An 18,795-nucleotide genomic window follows, 5' to 3' on the forward strand; every position below is an offset into this window, starting at 1 on the left:
AGGATGCTGTGGTCAACGACGCTATGAAGAACCAACTTCTCGCATCGGGCCGGCGCTACCGGCCGCGCCTGCATTCGCCGCGTGCATGCGCACTCGCACGCGCGGCCGGCGTGAGTCTCGCCTGCGCGGGCGCCGTGTCAGCATGGGCGCAGCAAGTGCCGCTGCCGGGCACGGGACAGGTGCCCAGCGCGGGCACGCTGCTCAACGAGCAGCCGCGTCCGCCGGTGGCCGCTCCCGCGCCCGGCGGCGCGAGCGCGTTGCCCGCGCCGGTCACGGCGCCGCCCGGCGTGCCCGAGGGCAGAAAGTTCACGCTCGCAAGCATCCGGCTGGCGGGCAACGAGACGCTGCCCTCGGATCTGCTGCTTCCGCTCGTGTCCGACAAGATCGGCCAGGAAGTGTCGATCAACGACCTGAACGCGATGGCCGCGCGCATCGCGCAGGCTTACCGCGATCGCGGTTATCCGCTCGCGCAGGTGGTGATTCCGCCGCAGGACGTGACCCATGGCGATGTCACCTTCACCGTGCTCGAAGGCAAGATCGGGCGGGTGCGGCTCAACCTCGCGCCCGGCGCGCCGATCAAGGAATCGCTCGTGCGCGCCCGGCTCGCCGCGATCGAGCCCGGCAAGCCGCTCCGGCAAGGCGAGCTCGAACGCACCATGCTGCTGCTCTCGGACGTGCCCGGCATTCGCGTGAGCTCGGCGCTGGAGTCGGGCAGCGCGCCGGGCACCGTCGATCTGGCGGTGAACGTCGAGGCCGCGCGCCGCTGGGATTTCGCGCTCGCCACGGACAACTACGGCGCCGCGCCCGCCGGACGCTGGCGGCTCGGCGCAGTGGGGCGGCTCGCGTCGCCGTTCGGCATCGGCGACAACCTCGACATCAACCTGCTTGCCGCCGAGCGCGCCGACACGCTGTACGGGCGCATCGGCTACGACGCGCCGGTCAACGCTTACGGCACGCGGGCGGGGATCGCGTATTCGCATCTGTACTACTACCTCGGGCAGAACTTCTCGTCGCTGCACGCGCACGGCGATGCCGATGTCGTTACCGCGTCGGTTTCGCATCCGCTCATCCGCTCGCGCGACCAGAACCTGCTGTTGCGCGGCGCGCTGGAGTATCGGTCGCTCACGGACAAGATCGACACGGTGAGCTTCGACAACCCGCAGAAGCTGTATCTCGCGAGCCTCGGGCTGTCGTACGAGAGCCGCGACAGTTTTCTCGGCGGCGGCTTCAATAGCGCCGACGTTCAGCTTGCATTCGGGCACCTGAACATCGACTCGGCGCTCGCCAGGAGCATCGATCAGGGGCCGGCGGGCCGCAACACGCAGGGCAACAGCCTGCGCCTGACGTTCCAGGCGAACCGCCTCAACGCGATCACCGAAAAGACGAGCGTGTTCGTCGGCATGTCGGGGCAGTGGGCCAATCAGAACCTGGACAGTTCGTCACGCATCACGCTCGGCGGGCCGCGCGCGGTGCGCGCTTATTCGCCGTCGGAGGCGGTCGTCGACGAAGGGCTGATCGCGACGGCTTCGTTGCGCTACGCGGTCCTCCCGAAGCTGACGGTCTCCGCGTTCTTCGATATCGGCGTCGGGCGGTACAACGCCCGCTCGATTCCCGGGCAGGGTGCCAACACCGTGACGCGCAGCGGCGCGGGGCTCGGCGTGTTCTGGAGCGGGCCGTACGGCATCACGGTGGACGGCAGCATCGCGTGGCGCACGACCGGCCCCGACACCACCGGCGACGACAAGGTTCCGCGCGTGTACGTGCAAGTGTCGAAGTCGTTCTAGCGCGGGCCGCATCCGCGCAGTGAAGAAAGGAGTTCCAAATGAGCGACATCACCAGTTTTCGGACCCGCAGGCATCGCCGGGCATGGGAGCGCGCGATCAGGCGTCTCGCGAAGCGCGCCGCGCGGCATGCCGGCATCGAGCTTAAGCCGGCCGCGCTGCTGCCGCTGCTCGCGCTCGTCGTCGCGCCGGGCGCGCTCGCGCTGCCGGCGGGCGGACAGGTCGTCAACGGCAACGTGAGCATCAACACGCCCGCGCCGAACACGATGTCGATCAACCAGGGTTCGCAGAAGGGCATCGTCAACTGGAACTCGTTTTCGATCGGCGCGGGCGAGGCGGTCAACATCTCGCAGCCGTCGGCGCAGGCGGTGCTGCTCAATCGCGTGGTGGGCAGTCAGGCGAGCAGCATCGCCGGACAGATCAATGCCAACGGACAGGTGTTTCTGGTCAACCCGGCGGGCGTGCTGTTCGCGCGCGGCGCGTCGGTGAACGTGGGGTCGCTCGTCGCGTCGACGCTCGGCATCTCGGATGCGGACTTCCTCGCCGGCAAATATCGCTTCATGAGCGCCGCGCCGAACGCGGGCGGGCGAGTCGTCAATCAAGGCGCCATCACGGCGGGCGAGCGCGGCACGGTCGCGTTGCTCGGCGCGCAGGTCGACAACAGCGGCACGGTGAGCGCGAAGCTCGGCACGGTCGCGATCGGCGCGGGCAGCGACATCACGCTCGATTTCGCGGGCGACGGCCTCACGATGATCAAGGTCGACGGCGCGGCGGCGCAGGCGCTCGCGAGCAATTCGGGCGTGCTGGCGGCGGACGGCGGGCAGGTGCTGATGTCGGTGCAGACCGCCGACGCGCTCGCCGGAACCGTGCTCAATCAGACCGGCACGGTGCGGGCGCGGAGCGTGGTGGAGCGCAACGGGCGCATCGTGCTGGATGGCGGCGCGGCGGGCGTCACCTCCGTCGCCGGAAACGTCGATGTGACCGGCGGCGCGGGTCTCGCGGGCGGGCAGGCGGATGTGACCGGCTATCACGTCGCGGTGAACGACGGCGCGCGCATCGACGCGAGCGGCGCGACAGGCGGCGGGCGGGTGCGCGTGGGCGGCGGCGCGGCCGGCCGGGAGACCGACATCCACAATGCCGATGCCGTGTGGATGGGCCCGGCCGCGCAGGCGCGCGCGGATGCGCTGGTGAACGGCGACGGCGGCAACGTCGTGATCTATGGCGCCAACGCGGCGCGCGTGTACGGCACGCTGACGGCGAAGGGCGGCGCGAACTCGGGCAACGGCGGGTTGATCGAGACGTCGGCGCGCTTTTTGGACGTGGCCGGCGCGAACATCGATGCGTCGGCGCTGCACGGGGTGGGCGGGACGTGGGTGCTCGATCCGTTCAATGTGACGATCACGAACAGCACGAGCGTCGACAGCGTCGGCGGGCCGAATTTCGTCGCCTCGACGGACAACACCGTCATCTCGGCGGGCACGATCAACGACCGGCTGAACGCGGGCACCTCGGTCTCGGTCGATACCGGCGCGGGCGGCACGCAGGACGGCGACATCAGTCTGCAAGGCCAGATCAGCAAGACCGGCGGCGCTGCAACGACGCTCACGCTGCAAGCCGCGCGCTCGATCGTCGCCGACCGGACGCTCGACGGCGGCGGCGCGGCGGCGATCGTCGCGTCGCAGTTGACCGGCGCTCCGGCCAGTCCGCTGTCCGTGGTGCTGATCGCAAACACGGCCGGACACACCGACGGCACCGCCGAAATCCGGCTGCGCGGATCGCCCGGAAACGCGCAGTTACCGTTTTTCACCAATGGCGGGGACGTCAGGATCGGCGGGCCTGCGAACGGCGTCGCGCCGCGCGTGGTGATCGACAGCGTGAACATGGATACGCGCACGCGCACCGGCCCGGCGGGAACGATCCCGACTTTCGACGCGAACGCGCCAAGCGGCGCGATCACGATCAACGGCCACGGGCCGGTCGATGTGATCGGCGGCGTCGCGGGCCTGGGCTTCGGCGTCGACGTTCAGAACGGCTCTGTCCTGCAAACGACGACCGGCGCGCTCTCGATAACCGGTGACGGCGTGACGGGCGGCGTGCGCATCGGCGGCGGGGGTGGCGTGGGCTCGAACAGCGTTTCCTCGACTTCGGGCGGGATTACGCTGAACGGCACGTCGTCGGGGGGAACCGGCCTCCGCATCGTCGCCGCGACACTCAGCACGACCGCCGGCGCGACGATCAGCACGACCGCCGGCGCGCTTTCGCTGACCGGCGACGGCGCGCAGGGCGGCGTGGCGGCCGTCGGCGCCAGCCTGAGCACCGTGTCCGGCAATATGTCGCTCAGCGGCACATCTTCAGGCGGAGTCGGCCTCTCGCTGAGCACGAGCGTGTTGCGCTCGGACAGCGGTGCGCTCACGTTGACCGGCGAAGGCGGAGGCGGCGGCGTGTCGTCGGATTTCGGCAGCATCGCGGCGGGCACCGGCAACATCACGGTGGACGGCACTGCGCGCGCGACCGGCTCGGGCTCGCGCGCCGACGGCGTCGCGATCACCGCGACGCCTTTCACGACTTCGGGCGGCATCACCATTCGAGGCCAGGCCGCATTGAACGGCGTGCAAGGCGGCGGCGTGACCATCGCGGCAGCGGGCGAGGGCACGGTCACGCTGACTGCGGGCCTGCCGGGCATCCGGGTCTACGGCAGTGGCAACGGCTACGAAGGCGTGCTGACCACGTCGATTGCATCGGATACCGGACGGAGCGTGTCGTTCGTCGCTTCCGACGAAGCCGGGTCCGGCCCGATCGAGATTCTCGGCGTGACCAACGGCGCACCCGTTACCGCATCCGGTGCCGATACGGGCTTTCATTCCGGCCTGAAGCTCGGCAACGCCAGCGTCGACGGCTCGAACATCACGCTCGCCGGCTCCATTGCGGGCGGCGGCACGGTGGACCAGGCCGGGTTGCAGATCACCGATTCGACCGTGACGGCGTCTCCCGGCAGCACGCTCACGCTGCGCGCGTCGAACACCAGCGCCAACACGTCGTCCGTTGCGCTCGACGCGGGATCGACCTCGCTCGACACGCGCTCGGCTTTGAACGCGTCGGGCGGGGCGCTCGTGCTTGCACCGGGCATCGTCACGCCGGGCACCACGTTCACAGTCGCAGCCGATGATTCCGCGCCGATCAGCATCGGCGTGACCGGCGCGACCGGCCCCGGCTTGGTGCTCGACAGCACCTTCGGGCAACGGTTCACATCGAGCATCGACACGGTCTATATCGGCTCGAACACGCACACCGGCCCGATCACCCTCGGCCCGATGACATGCCTTGCCGCGCCCTGCGCGGGCCTGCCATTCTTCCGTAACCTGAGCGCAGCCAACGGCGGCCCGAACAGCAAGGGCATCGCGCTGACGTCCGACATCTCCACGGTCGGCCAGATCACGCTCGATTCCGCCGGACCCGTGACGCAGGGCGCGGCCAGCCTGTTCGCGGGGAACCTGCTTCTGGCGGGCCCGGGCGCCTTCACGCTGACGAACGCGGCGAACGACTTCGGCGCTGTGTCGCTGGCCGGCATCGGCAACAGCGCGCTCACCGCGCAGTCGCTGCCGATCGGCTCATTCAACGGCCGCGTGTTCGATACCGCGAGCAACGCGCTCGCGACGATCGGCGGCGGAGGCGACGCCACGCTCGCGGGCAATCTGACGCTGACGGCCACGGACGGCAACGTAAGCAGCAGCGTGCCGATCGTCAACACGTCGGGCCACGACATCACGCTCGGCATGCACGCGGCGGGCAGCATCCGCATCGGAGCGGACGTGCGATCCCCGAGCGGCGCGATCAATATCGACGGCGACGCGACGAGCCAGGTCATCGTCGGCGGCGTCGCGAATCAAAGCGGCAATCCGCGCATCGCAGTCTCGACCAACGGCGGCCGCGTGAACTTGAGCGCGGCGGGGCGCGACGTGTTCGGCTCGTCGGAATCGACCGGCGTGACCGGCCCGGCGATCTCGATCGACGCCGCCGACATCGATACGCGCGGGCGCGCGCCGAACGGCGCGTTGTCGGGCACGGACGGCGCCGTCACGCTTCAGGGGCTCACGCCCGCCACGACGAGCTTCGCGGAGACGGGCACGGGAACGCCCGTCGCCATCGAGGTGAACAGCGCAACGATTTCCACCGGAAGCGGCGCCATTACGCTCGTCGGGCAGAGCCTGAATCCGGTGGCGAATCCGGGCAACGGCGTCATCCTGCGCGGCACGCCGGCGAACCCGACGCAACTCACGACCACCACCGGACCCGTGCGCATTCACGGCACAGGCAGCGGCTTCGGCGCATACGGCGTGGCGCTCGTCGACGGCTCGCAGATCAGCACTTCAGGCGGCCCGATCGAATTGCTCGGCGCCATCGCCGGCACGGGAACAGGCGCGCCTTCGCCGACCTACGGTTTGTTGCTCTTGAGCGGCTCCATCAACGCGAGCGCCCCGGGCGGCGCCATATCGCTTGCCGGCTCGACCACCACCGCCGATGCCGGCATCGCCTACGGCGCCGTGCCGCCCGCGAACTCGGAGTTTGCCGCCGGGCCGCTTACGGTCAGTACGGGCGCAGGCGGCTTCATCAAGATGAATGCGTCGAACAACGGCACCGCCACGAGCCTGCTCGGGCGCACCACACCGAATTCGATCTCGCCGAACGGCGGTTCGCTCTACGTTTTCCCCGGATCAGTCGATCCGACGACTTTCGCCGTCACCGCACAGAATTCCGTGCCCATCACGCTGTTCGGCACGAGCGCGACGCCGGGCCTCTCCATCGACAGCGAAACGTACGCGACCTTCGCGACGAACCTGCATACGCTCGTGCTCGGCTCATCGACGCAGACCGGCAAGATCACCGTCGACGGTCCGTGCGCGGGCGGCGCGAACTGCGCGTCGCGGCCGAGTGTGTCGACCAGTCTCACGCTGGAGAACACCGGCGCGGGCAGTCAGGGCATCGACCTGCCCTCGGGCATCGCGATGCCGGCCAACGCCACGCTCGCGCTCGACTCCGCCGGGACCGTGACCGACCCCGGCGGCATCCAGGCGGGCGCGCTGCTGTTGGCCGGCGGCGGCGACTTCGCCCTGACCGATCCGAAGAACGACGTGACGACGCTCGCCATCGCCGGGGCGCGCAACGTGAACTTTGCCAACGCGCATGGCTTCACCATCGGCCCTGTCTCTGCGACCGCCTACGATGCGTCGAGCGGAGCAGGCGCCGCCATCGACGGCTCGCAGTCGACCCTGAGCGGCAGGCTGGTCGCCGTCGCGCTGACCGGCGGCGTCACGCTGGGCGCGGCAGGCACGCCGACCAGCGTGAGCGCGGGCGGCAGCATCGATCTCGCGATGGACAACGGCGTGTTCACCAACGCCGGCGGCGGCAGGCTGAACACGAACGATGTCTGGCGCGTATGGGCATCGACGTGGCAGGGCGAGAACCGCAACGGCATCGATCCGGGCAACAAATGGCCGAACTTCTATGGCTGCGCCTTTGGCGGCCTCTGTAGCTGGAACGGCCAGTCGTCGATGCAGACGGTGTCGGGCAACGGCAATCACTTCGTCTACGCGCAGCAGCCGACGCTCACGGTGACGCTGGGCAAGCACAAGCGTCCTGTCGGGACTGCCAACGGGCCGCTCGACCCCACGGTGACCGGCCTGCAAAACGGCGATCAGCGCGGCAACGTGCTCGCCGGGACGGTCAGCACGCCGGCCCGCCCGGACTCGCCGCCCGGAACCTATCCGCTCACGGGCAGCTTCACGTCGTCGGTGGGTTATCGAGTCGAGGTGATTCCGGGAACGATCACGGTCACGCCGCAGGACCTCACGTCGGTGCAGGGCGCCGTCTTCAACCGCAGCGGCCTGCAGCCGCTCTTTACCGCGCAGGAAGACAGCTTCGTGTACGAAAGCAATCTCGGCGGCATCAATGTCTGCGTGGGCACGAACGAGCCGATACTCGCGCTGCAACAGTCCGAAGGCCCGGCCGACCAGCTCGCGTCCGAGTGGAAACGCGTGCGCTCGCGGCCGAACCTGAACAACTGTCTCGTAGTGAACGGCCAGCATGGCTGCGGCGAGTTCTAAGGAGGCCAAATGATCGACGTCGAACCGCTGCTGGAGCCGACTCGTACGATGCCGCCCGCCGGCGTCGATCTCGAATACGACCCGGCGTTCCTCGCATTCGAGGCGCTCTCGCGCGGCAATCCCGAGCGCCAGTTCGATTCGCTCTCCGAGCCGACGGCGTGGCCCGACGTGCTCGAAGAAGCGCAGGCGCTGCTCGCGACCTCGAAAGACCTGCGCATCGCGGTGGTCTACACGCGCGCGGCGGCGCGGGTCCACGGCCTCGCCGGGTTTCATGCGGGCGTGCGTCTGCTCACCGGCCTGTTCGAGCGCTACTGGGACACGCTCTACCCGCCGCTCGACGCCGACGACGACAACGACAACGGCAACGACAACGATGCCGCGCTGCGCGTCAACGCGCTGGCCCCGCTCGCCGATGCCTACACGCCGTTCGCCGAGGCCGACACGCTGTTGCACGACCTGCGCGAATCGGAAGTGTGTCGCGCGCGCGGCGAACGTCTCACGGTGCGCGACATGCTGATCGCGCAGGGCAGGCTGACGGCAGCCGAGGGCGAGAGCCCCGCGACGCCCGCGCGCGTCGAAGGCATGCTCGCCGATGCGCTCGCCGAGAACCCCGATCTTCTCGCGGAAGGCCTCGATCTTCCGCGCGCCGTGCAGGCGCTCGGCGAGGCGATGATCGCGAGGCTCGGCGCAGAGCGGGCGCCGCTCATCGACAAGCTGATGGAAACCGCGCGCTTCGTGGCGGCGCAATTCCGCGCGGCGATGCCGTCCGCGCCGGTGGCGCAGGCATCGGCGGAGCAGGCTGCGCAGGCGCGCGCGGGCGCGTCCGTCGCGCAGCGCGTGGCCGCGCGCCCCGGCGAGATCGCGACGCGCGAGGACGCCATCGCCTTGCTCGACGCCGTCTGCGCGTTCCTCGAACGCACCGAGCCGGCTCATCCCGCGCCGCTCCTGATACGCCGCGCCCGCGGGCTGCTGGGCAAGGACTTCCTGGCGGTGATGCAGGACCTCGCGCCCGACAGCCTCGCGCAGATTCATCTGATCGCCGGAACGAAGCCGCAGTGAGGCGTTGAAAACGCTGTCGCGTCGTTCGTCTTTGAAGCGTCAGGCCAGGGAGGGCGCGATGAGCGGACGAGATCTTCTGCAACCGGCGGCGACGCCGGTCATCGATGGCGTGCGCATCGGCGAATTGATCGGATTCACGGGCGATGGCGCGCGTCCGCTCGTCGTCTACGTGGGGCAGCCGGGCGGGGCGGCGTTGCCTGCGAGGACGATTCCGGATGTGCGCGGCGCGCATATCGGCTGTGAAGTGCTGCTGATGTTCGATAGCGGCGATCCTGCGCGGCCGGTCATCATCGGCTGTCTGCGCGAAGACCGCGCCTGGCCGCTCGACGAAGCGCCGGCACAGGTCGAAGCCGATGCGGATGGCGAGCGGCTCGTCGTCACGGCGAAGGAGGAAATCGTGCTGCGCTGCGGGCAGGCGAGCATCACGCTGACGAAGGCGGGCAAGGTGCTGATACGCGGAACGTACGTGTCGAGCCGGTCATCGGGCGTGAACCGCATCAAGGGCGGATCGGTGCAACTCAACTAACGGTCACCGAGACATGCAACTGATCAACGCTACGCGCATGACCGCAGGCTACACGATGGGCACCGAGCCGAGCGGCCGAGAATCGCTCGTGGTCGTCGTCAAGGGCACGTTTCGTTTGCCCGCGACGGGCGGCACGGCGCAACTCGCCGATGAGCAACTGCCGCTCGTCATGGCCGACACGTTCACGGGCCAGCCCGGCTTTTCCGCGCCGTACCACGAGGTGGACTACGCGCCGCACAAGCCGCGCTGCGACGTGCTGCTGCTCGGAAGCGCGCACGCGCCGGGCGGCGCGCCGGCGACGCGCGTGCCGGTCGGGCTGCGCGTCGGAAGCATGACGAAGCAGTTCGCGGTCGTCGGCGATCGCGTGTGGCAGGCGGGCGCGACGCGCATCGAGCCGAGCGCACCGGTGCCGTTCGTGACGAAGCCGATTACCTACGATGTCGCGTTCGGCGGCGTTGATCAGGAGCACGACGATCCGATGCAGCATGCGGCGTTCATGGCGAATCCGGTCGGGCGCGGGTTTCGGCGGCATCTGCGGCGGGAGTGGGTCGATGGGCGTTTGCTGCCGAATACCGAGGAGCTGGATCGACCGGTCACGCGTCCGGACGAGACGTATCGGCCGATGTCGTTCGGCGTGCTCGGGCGCGGGTGGGCGCCGCGACTGTCGTACGCGGGCACCTATGACGACGAGTGGCTCGACAAGCACTTTCCGTTTTTGCCGCCGGATTTCGATGAGCGGTATTACCAGGCGGCGCCTGAGGATCAGCAACTGGCGATGCCGGTGGGCGGCGCGGAGGTCACGCTGATCAACCTGACGCCGGACGGGAAGCGCAGTTTCGTGCTGCCGGATTTCGAAGCGCCGGTGCTCGTGGTGCCGAAGCACGGAGAGCCGGAGGATTACCGGGCGGGCGTGGATACGATCGTGTTCGAGCCGGATCAGGAGAGATTCACGATGAGCTGGCGGGTGAGGCGACCGCTCCGGAAGAACATGTTCGAGATCGCGCGGGTGCTGGTGGGGCGGAAGGGAAGGGAGTGGTGGCAGCAACGCGAGGCGGTGGCGTTCCCGATTCCGGTTGTCATGGTGCCGATGAACGGGAGATGAGCGAGCCATGAACGATCGGTCCATCGCGATTCTCAGCACCGGGCTCGTGACGAGCGTGGGCTTGTCGGCGCCGGCGTCGTGCGCGGCGATACGCGCGAAGATCAGTAGTCCGACGGAGACCCGGTTCATCGATTCGAACGGCGAGTGGATCATGGCGCATCAGGTGCAACTGGACAAGCCGTGGAGAGGACGCGCGAAGCTCGCGAAGATGGCGGCGATGGCGATCGAGGAATGTCTCGAGGGGGTCGAGCGGAGCGAGTGGAGCAGGATTCCGCTGCTCTTGTGTGTCGCGGAGAAGGACAGGCCGGGGAGGATGGAGGGGCTGGATGATCGGTTGTTGGGGGAGGTGGAAGAAGCGCTGGAAGTGCGGTTGGGCGCGGGGTCGGCCGTGATCGCGTGGGGGCGAGTCAGCGTGTTGGTCGCGCACGTTGCAGGTCAAAAGATCGTTTCTGATAATCGGTCTCCATCCGTGCTGATCGTTGCGACCGACAGCCTTTCGAACTGGTCAACGCTCAGCGCCTATGTCGAAGATGACAGGCTGCTGACGTCGCAGCAATCAAATGGCTTCTTGCCCGGCGAGGCTAGCGGCGCGCTCCTTATCGGACAGTCGAACGAGTCCGCGAGCATCGTTTGCGAGGCTGTTGACTTCGGCGCGGAGCCAGCGAATGTGCATGCCGAGTTGCCGTTGCGGGCACAAGGACTAACGACCGCGATCAAACGAGCTCTCGCCAAGAGCGGTCGCGGGATGCAAGATATTTCCTTCGGCATGGCCGACGCTTCGGGTGAGTCATATTACTTCAAGGAGGCCGCCCTTGCCCTGACTCGCACGCTTAGGCAACGCAGAGAATCGTTCGACATCTGGCACCCGGCGGAGTGTGTCGGTGAGACCGGCGCTGCCATTGGTGCCGTCGTGATCGCAGTCGCCTTCGCCGCCACCGAAAAAAGCTACGCGCCGGGTGATGTGGTTCTCGCTCACCTGAGCAACGACGCAGGTCAGCGTGCTGCGACGGTCTTGTATCGCCAAGGAAGACGCCAGTGAGTAACGGAGTCTACGCAAACTCGAATGAGGTATCTTGCAAAGCGGGTTCCGGAAAGTCCATCTGCGCCGCTCCCGATGTGTGCTTCACCCCTCCGCAAACGCCCGCAACGCCACCGGGCGTTCCGGTTCCCTACCCGAACAGCGGTTCATCGTCTGACTGTTCGGATGGCACCCGCAGCGTCGCCATCTCGCAGGAGGAGGTGATGTTGCGCGACAAGTCCTTCTTCAGGAAAAGCAGCGGCGATGAGGCCGGAAACGCCCCGAAAAAGAATGTTATTACCTCGACGAACCGGGGCGAGATCTACTTCTGTGCGTGGTCCATGGATGTAAAGTTCGAGGGCGAGAATGCCGTTCGACATCTCGACCTGACCACGAACAATCACGCGTCGGCTCCCGGAGCAACACCGCCTCACCCGGAGAGCGAGGCTGCTAGCTCGGGCGTCGTCGTCATTCACTGCGACAAGACTTGGTCCGATTGCCAGAAAAAGCAGGCACGGGCTAAGGTCGATGCAATGAACAAAATGTGCCCATTGACGCGCCGTCCGGGCGTGTCGAAACCAGACGGCCTTGCATCTAGCTGGCGTGAACTTGGAAACGCAGGAGCCAAAGCATTCAAGGACCTGGTGAAAGCAAGAGTTGATGGGAAAACCATTAAGCGAGATTGGCTTCCAGCGAAGTCCGTCCCTAAGGGTAATGCGTCCGACCTGATGCATCCATGCATGGAGAAGCAACTCGCCGAGAAGCCCGATATTGTTAAGGACTGGAGCGCAGATCACGTGCAGGACCTGCAGTTCGGAGGAGCCTGGCACGGGCCGCTAAAAATGTTGGACAAGAACGTGAATGAGTCCCTCGGCAGGCAGATGAGCAACGGACCAAGCGTGGTGACCCGGTTCGACTTGCAAGGGTGCGATTGAGGACGTTGTTGAGTGAGCTTGGCGGAGCGCTCCCATGCGAGAACTGATAGCTACGCTTGTGGCCCAGCAGGGTCGGATCTTCGAGATGTTGCAGTTCGACGAACGACCACGGCTTCGCCGCCCGGTCCACCCGACGCGCTTGTCGAAACTCGAAGCGTGGTTTGCTAGTCTCGACTGCGAATTGCCACAGTCCTACCGAGCGTTCCTCAGCGAGTGCGATGGAATCGAAAACTTCTGTTTGTCGTACCACTTGTTCGGTTCGCCCGAGCTTCTGGCGCCGGACTACCCAGAGACTTGCAGACGGGCCGCAAGAGCGTTTCCGCGCGACGATGCGGGCGCAAATAACGCACTCGTTCTAATAGGCAGCGACCCGGAAACAACGAACCGACTGTTTTTCGATACCCAGCATGAACTTCTGCTACCGAACGAACTGGTTGTATTCGACGGACAACCTGGACAGTGGGAATTCCATACGTCTTTTGAGTCGTTCCTCGAGTTCCGAGTAACAGTCAACGAAATCACCATCGCGCGCATCGCCCATTTGCGGGACGGGACGCAGAGCGAATAAGAGAGGCTATCACCGTTGAAGTCCGCAGGCAGTCTCCTCCCCATCCTCACCCAACACCTCGAAGACGCCGCCTGCCTTCGCACCACGCGCTCGTACCTCGTCCGCGCGCCTCACGTGAAGCTCAAGCACCTTGCCCGTCTCGACGAGCGCATTGCCGCGCATCTCGACGGCATCGCGGTAGCGGGTCGCGTCGGCGCGCAGATGAGCATGCAGGCGCTCGACCGCACCGGCAAGGGCGAGCTCTTCACCGCTGCGGTCGGCTGCATCGAGGCGCACTCGGAGCCGGGCCTCATGCAACTGATCGCGCTCGGACAGGCGGTTCCCGCAGCGCGCCGGGGCCTGCATTCCGCTTTCGGCTGGGTTTCCGCGAACCGCCTTCAGGACACCGCCGCCATGTTGCTCGGCCACACGGATCCCGCCGCGCAACTCGCCGGTCTCGCAGCCTGCGCCCAGCATCGCGTCGACCCGAAGCGCTTCCTCGATACGGCCATCGATTCCCCCGACCCCGCCGTCCGCGCCCGCGCCCTGCAATGCGCCGGCGAAATCGGCCGCGTCGATCTGCTCGCATCTTGCCTCGCGCACATCGAAGACGAAGACGCCGCCTGTCGCTTTCATGCCGCACAAGCCGCGCTGCTGTTAGGCGATCGAACCGCCTCGCTGAATGCGCTCGCGGAACTCGCCCTTAGCGATACCGATATCGATGCCGATGCCGCCGCGCTAACCGCAAGCGCGCTGCCGCCGGCCGAAGCCCGGGGCCTGCTCGAAGTCATCGCCGCGCGGCCGAAAAGCAGACGCCTGCTGATTCGCACGATCGCTCACGCGGGCGATCCGCGCTACATCCCCTGGCTCATCAGCCAGATGTCCGACGATACAACCGCCCGCATCGCCGGCGAGAGCTTCAGCTTTATCACGGGCGCCGATCTCGCGTGGCTCGATCTCGACCGCAAGCCGCCGGAGCACCCGCCCGCCGGCCCGACCGACGACCCGGACGATGACGACGTCGCCATGGACGAAGACGACGGCGCCCCGTGGCCCGATGCGGAAAAGATCGCGCGCTGGTGGCATGAGAACGGCACGCGGTTTCGCTCCGGCGAACGCTACCTGTGCGGCGCGCCGCCGTCGAAGCAGCATTGCATCGGCATACTGAAGGACGGCTATCAGCGTCAGCGCATGGCCGCGGCGCGTCATCTGTGTCTGCTCGATCCGGGCGCGGCGCTCTTCAACTGCGCCGCGCCGTCATGGCGACAGCAACGCCATCTCGCGATGCTTTGAATCTGCGCGCGCTGGATCGTCTTCATAACGTGATCTCATGCTCACGCGAAGGAGGCGTCATGGCAACCAGCAGTCAGAAGTTCATCGGCCGCAATCGCGCGCCGCGCGTGCAGATCGAATACGACGTCGAAACCTACGGCAGCGAAAAGAAAATCCAGCTTCCGTTCGTGATGGGCGTCATGGCCGATCTTTCCGGCAAGCCCGCCGAACCGCTGCCGCCCGCCGATCAACGCAAGTTCCAGGAGATCGACATCGACAACTTCGACAGCCGCATGAAGGCGATGCATCCGCGCGTCGCGTTTCAGGTGCCCAACAAGCTGACGGGCGAAGGCAACTTGAGCGTCGACATCACGTTCGACAACATGGGCGATTTCTCGCCCGCCGCCGTCGCGCGCAAGGTCGATGCCCTCGCCAGGCTGCTCGAGGCGCGCACGCAGCTCGCCAACCTCGTCATCTTCATGGACGGCAAGACGGGCGCCGAGGAACTGATCGCCCGCGTGCTCGACGATCCCACGCTGCTCAAGACGCTCGCCACCGCGTCAACCGAACAGCCCGCGCCCGCCGCTGAATAAACGCCGAACGAGCGACGCGCGAGCAAAAGCGAATGAGCCCTGAAAGGAAACGACCATGTCCGATATTCCTCAATCGTCCGAAGCGAAGCCCGAGATGCAGGGCGCGATCTTCGAAGGCAGCGATCTCGCGTCGCTGCTGAACAAGGAGTTCCGCCCGAAAAGCGACGAAGCCAAGACGGCGGTGCAGACGGCGGTGCAGACGCTCGCCCAGCAGGCGCTCTCGCAGACGAAGATCATCTCCGGCGACGCCATCCGCTCGATTCAGGCGATGATCGCCGAGATCGACGCGAAGCTCACCGAGCAGGTGAACGAGATCATGCATCACCCGGACTTCCAGAAGCTGGAGGGCTCGTGGCGCGGATTGCACTATCTCATCAACAACACCGAAACCGACGAGATGCTCAAGATTCGCGTGATGAACGTCTCGAAGAAGGAACTCGGCAAGACGCTCAAGCGCTTCAAGGGCGTCGCGTGGGACCAGAGTCCACTATTCAAGCAGATCTACGAGCACGAATATGGGCAGCTTGGCGGCGAGCCCTTCGGTTGTCTGATCGGTGATTACTATTTCAACCAGACGCCGCCCGATGTCGAGTTGCTCGGCGAGATGTCGAAGATCGCGGCGGCTGCGCATGCGCCGTTCATCGCCGCCGCCGACCCGAGCCTTCTGCAGATGGACTCGTGGCAGGAACTCGCCAATCCGCGCGATCTCACCAAGATCTTCGGCACGCCCGAATACGCGAGCTGGCGCTCGCTGCGTGAATCGGAGGATGCGCGCTATCTGGCTCTCGCGATGCCGCGCTTTCTCGCGCGCGTGCCGTACGGCGCGCGCACGGAACCGGTCGACGAGTTCGACTTCGAGGAAGACACCGGCTCGGCCGATCATTCCAAGTACACGTGGGCCAATTCCGCGTACGCGATGGCCGTGAACATCAACCGCTCGTTCAAGCTGTATAGCTGGTGCTCGCGCATTCGCGGCGTGGAGTCGGGCGGCGCGGTCGAAGGCTTGCCCGTGCACAGCTTCCCGACCGACGACGGCGGCGTCGACATGAAGTGCCCGACGGAGATCGCGATCTCCGACCGCCGCGAGGCCGAACTGGCGAAGAACGGCTTCATGCCGCTGATTCATCGCAAGAACTCGGATTTCGCGGCGTTCATCGGCGCGCAGTCGTTGCAAAAGCCCTTCGAATACGAAGACCCCGACGCCACGGCCAATGCCGCGCTCGCCGCGCGCCTGCCGTATCTGTTCGCGTGCAACCGCTTCGCGCATTATCTGAAGTGCATCGTGCGCGACAAGGTAGGCAGCTTCAAGGAACGCTCCGACATGGAGACGTGGCTCAACAAGTGGATCACGCAATATGTGGACGGTGATCCGGCCAATTCATCCGAGTACACGAAAGCGCAGAAGCCGCTCGCGGCCGCCGAGGTGAAGGTGCAGGAAGTGCCGGGCGCGCCGGGCTACTACACGTCGACGTTCTATCTGCGTCCGCATTATCAATTGGAAGGCCTGACCGTCTCGCTGCGGCTCGTGTCGAGATTGCCGTCGGCGAAACAGGCGGCGTGAGCGTGTAGGCGTTTGCGCGCGATTCGCTCGCGCGACGGATGCCCGCATCAGGGCGCGGGCATCCGCAACACCGTCGCCTGCGAGGCGTCCCCGATCCATACCGCGCTCGCCGTGAAGTTGTCCTGATTCGGCCGCGCCGCCTCCCGCAAGTGCGCCACCATCAGATCGAGCCATGCGGCGGGCGTCGGCGCGTGGCCGATCGCCTCGATCATCGCGCATTCGTCGAGATGCTCCCAGAAGCCGTCGGTGCAGAGCAGAAACGCATCGCCGTCGGCGATCGGGAACGGCTCCGTGGACGCCGCGATCGCCAGATCCTCCGCCGTGCCGAGCGCCGAGAAGAGGATGTTGCGGCGCGGATAGCTGCGCACGTCGCGTGCTTCGAGCAGGTTCGCGTCGATCATGCTTTGCACGAGGCTGTGATCCTGCGTCTGCACGACCGTCGCGCCGCGCCGGAAACAGTAAAGGCGCGTGTCGCCGCAATGCGCCCATGCCGCGAGCCCCGTCGCTTCGTCGATGCCGAGCACCACGGCCGTCGAACGCATCTGCGCGAGTTCGCGGTCGTGCTCCTGCGCATCGATGATGGCGTCGTTCGCGCGCAGAAGCACGCGCAGCAGGTTCGGCCCGGTCAGCGCGACACCCGCTTGCGCCACCCGCGACAACTCCGCGAGCACGGTATCGACCGCGATGCGCGATGCGATATCGCCGCCGCCATGCCCGCCCGCGCCGTCCGCCACCACGCTCGCGAAAAGCGAGGCCTGCCGCCATTCGCCGAGCGCATCCTCGTTGCGCGAGCGGCCGCCGACCTCACTCACGCTTGCGGTTTGCAGTTGCATGTCGTGTCTCCGGCGCGGCTCAGGTGCGACGGCTGCGCTTCAGTGCGTCGACCTGCGCTTCGTAGGCGGCGACGAACGCGCGGCCGAACAGCATGTGGAAGTCATCCGCCGCCTCGCTGGATAGCTGGCCGTAGATCTCATTGAAGAGGTCCCAGCAGCGCGCGCGGCGGTTTGCCGCGATGAGGCCGTCGAGCATGGAGCGCCCGGACAGCCGCGCCTCGATGCGGCGTGGCTCGAAGCGCTCGAACACGCCGTCGAGCGCCGCGCGCATGCCCGCGACCATGCCGACCTGATGCGCCCGCAGGTCGGCGTAGGCGTCGGCGAGGGCGGCGGCCGGCGGCATGAAGCCGCGCACCGGCGGGCTCAGCAGATGCGCGAGCGCCGCGTCCGCGTTCGGCGAGAACTTCAGCGGATTGTTGTCCGCCGCCGCGATGATGGTCGCGTCCGTGCGCATCTCGCGCTTGAACGCGGCGCGCGCGGCGAGCAGATCGAGCGTGCCTTGCGTGGCTTCGCGCAGCAGTTCGCCGAGAAGCTGCATCAGCGCGGGCGTGAGCGCGTCGAGCCGCACCCCGGGCGCGGCGAGTCCGCGCAGGAAGGCGTCGATCAGCGCGCGGTCGTCGTTCGCGGGCGCGGACGGCGCGGGCTTCGCTGCTGGCTTGGTCGCGGGCGAGGGCGAAGGCGTCGGCGCGGCGCGCGGCTTCGGCGGCGTGAAGGCGCTGTGCAGCTCCGATCCGGCGTCGGACAGCGTGGCGGGCGGCGCGGCGGACCGCGCGTTGCCGGTCAGGCTCGCGAACGGATCGGCGTCTTGCGCGGTGTTGGGCTGCGTGAGGGGATCGATAAGAGGATCAATGAGCGGATCAATGAGCGGACCCATCGGCTGATTTATCGAAGGTCCAATGCCCGGCGCGAGATCGAACAGCTCGTCGATGGAAGGCTTCGCGGCCGGATCGTCGAAGCCGAAGTCGAAGTCGTCGCGCGGCGCGGCAGCGGGCGCGGACGCCGGCGGCCGAGCGCCGAGAAGGTCGTCGAATTGCGCGTCGGAATCGGACGCCTGCGGCGCGGGTGCTTCGAAGAGGCCGGCGAACGGATCGTCGGGCGCCGAGATGAACGTGCGGTCCGGCGTCACGGTGTCGTCCTCGGCGGATGGTTCGCCAGATACTTCGGCTCGCAGCTGATACCCGCCGATCTGCACCTCGTCGCCGTTTCCGAGCGGCACTTCCTGGCCCGGATCGAGCGGCGCGCCGTTGACGAGCGCGGGATTGCTGCCGCGGTCGATCAGCCAGTACCTGCCGTCGCGCCAGACGATCTGCGCATGCAGGCGCGACACGGTGCGCTCGGCATCGTCCAGCACGAGCCGGTTCGTGACCGCGCGCCCGATGGTGCCGCCCTCGGCGTCGAAGTTCGCCGCGAGCGGCGCGCGCGGCGGCTCTCCGTTGTGACATGTCACCGTGAGTTTCAGCATCGGCT

The 18,795-nt window shown here is 67.2% G+C and carries 13 protein-coding genes; 11 read left to right on the top strand and 2 right to left on the bottom strand.

Features of this window, described 5'->3' with window-relative positions; translation table 11 throughout:
- Positions 1-23: 23 nt before the first annotated feature.
- The 11 genes from LDZ24_RS20580 to tssC all read left to right on the top strand — a co-directional run bounded on the left by LDZ24_RS20580 (position 24) and on the right by tssC (position 16,495).
- Positions 24-1,784 carry a ShlB/FhaC/HecB family hemolysin secretion/activation protein gene (locus tag LDZ24_RS20580; RefSeq protein ID WP_248323964.1) on the top strand — a complete coding sequence of 587 codons (1,761 nt, stop codon included), beginning with the start codon at positions 24-26 and terminating at the stop codon, positions 1,782-1,784.
- A gap of 38 nt (positions 1,785-1,822) precedes the next feature.
- The gene (locus tag LDZ24_RS20585; protein ID WP_248323965.1) at positions 1,823-7,882 is read left to right on the top strand and encodes a filamentous hemagglutinin N-terminal domain-containing protein; all 6,060 of its coding nucleotides are present in this window, start codon (positions 1,823-1,825) and stop codon (positions 7,880-7,882) included.
- Between the two features lie 9 nt (positions 7,883-7,891).
- Complete coding sequence (tssA, locus tag LDZ24_RS20590) at positions 7,892-8,941, top strand: type VI secretion system protein TssA (protein WP_248323966.1); 1,050 nt, start codon at positions 7,892-7,894, stop codon at positions 8,939-8,941.
- 58 nt (positions 8,942-8,999) lie between these two features.
- A complete protein-coding gene (locus LDZ24_RS20595) occupies positions 9,000-9,467 on the top strand; it encodes a DUF6484 domain-containing protein (protein WP_248323967.1) in 468 nt (155 codons plus the stop codon).
- 13 nt (positions 9,468-9,480) lie between these two features.
- On the top strand, positions 9,481-10,569 hold the full coding sequence (locus LDZ24_RS20600) for a DUF2169 domain-containing protein (protein WP_248323968.1): 1,089 nt from the start codon (positions 9,481-9,483) through the stop codon (positions 10,567-10,569).
- A gap of 7 nt (positions 10,570-10,576) precedes the next feature.
- Positions 10,577-11,608, top strand: a complete 1,032-nt coding sequence (locus tag LDZ24_RS20605) for a hypothetical protein (protein WP_248323969.1) — start codon at positions 10,577-10,579, stop codon at positions 11,606-11,608.
- 77 nt (positions 11,609-11,685) lie between these two features.
- Positions 11,686-12,522 carry a DUF4150 domain-containing protein gene (locus tag LDZ24_RS28055; protein ID WP_305854733.1) on the top strand — a complete coding sequence of 279 codons (837 nt, stop codon included), beginning with the start codon at positions 11,686-11,688 and terminating at the stop codon, positions 12,520-12,522.
- Positions 12,523-12,556: 34 nt separating this feature from the next.
- Entirely contained in the window at positions 12,557-13,090 is a 534-nt protein-coding gene (locus LDZ24_RS20615) for an SMI1/KNR4 family protein (RefSeq protein ID WP_248323970.1), read from the top strand.
- Positions 13,091-13,105: 15 nt separating this feature from the next.
- A complete protein-coding gene (locus LDZ24_RS20620) occupies positions 13,106-14,362 on the top strand; it encodes a TIGR02270 family protein (protein WP_248323971.1) in 1,257 nt (418 codons plus the stop codon).
- Positions 14,363-14,421: 59 nt separating this feature from the next.
- Positions 14,422-14,934 (top strand): type VI secretion system contractile sheath small subunit, encoded by a 513-nt coding sequence (gene tssB, locus LDZ24_RS20625; RefSeq protein ID WP_248323972.1) that lies wholly within the window; start codon positions 14,422-14,424, stop codon positions 14,932-14,934.
- A 55-nt stretch (positions 14,935-14,989) separates the two neighbouring features.
- Positions 14,990-16,495: a type VI secretion system contractile sheath large subunit gene (gene tssC, locus LDZ24_RS20630; protein WP_248323973.1), complete on the top strand. Its 1,506-nt coding sequence runs from the start codon at positions 14,990-14,992 to the stop codon at positions 16,493-16,495.
- 47 nt (positions 16,496-16,542) lie between these two features.
- On the opposite strand, the gene LDZ24_RS20635 is transcribed toward tssC, so the two are convergent.
- Both LDZ24_RS20635 and tagH read right to left on the bottom strand, forming a co-directional pair.
- Positions 16,543-17,328 (bottom strand): PP2C family serine/threonine-protein phosphatase, encoded by a 786-nt coding sequence (locus LDZ24_RS20635; protein WP_248323974.1) that lies wholly within the window; start codon positions 17,326-17,328, stop codon positions 16,543-16,545.
- Between the two features lie 19 nt (positions 17,329-17,347).
- A complete protein-coding gene (gene tagH, locus LDZ24_RS20640; RefSeq protein WP_248323975.1) occupies positions 17,348-18,790 on the bottom strand; it encodes a type VI secretion system-associated FHA domain protein TagH in 1,443 nt (480 codons plus the stop codon).
- Between the last annotated feature and the right edge of the window lie 5 nt (positions 18,791-18,795).

This window comes from Caballeronia sp. Sq4a, assembly GCF_023170545.1.
Lineage (GTDB): Bacteria > Pseudomonadota > Gammaproteobacteria > Burkholderiales > Burkholderiaceae > Caballeronia.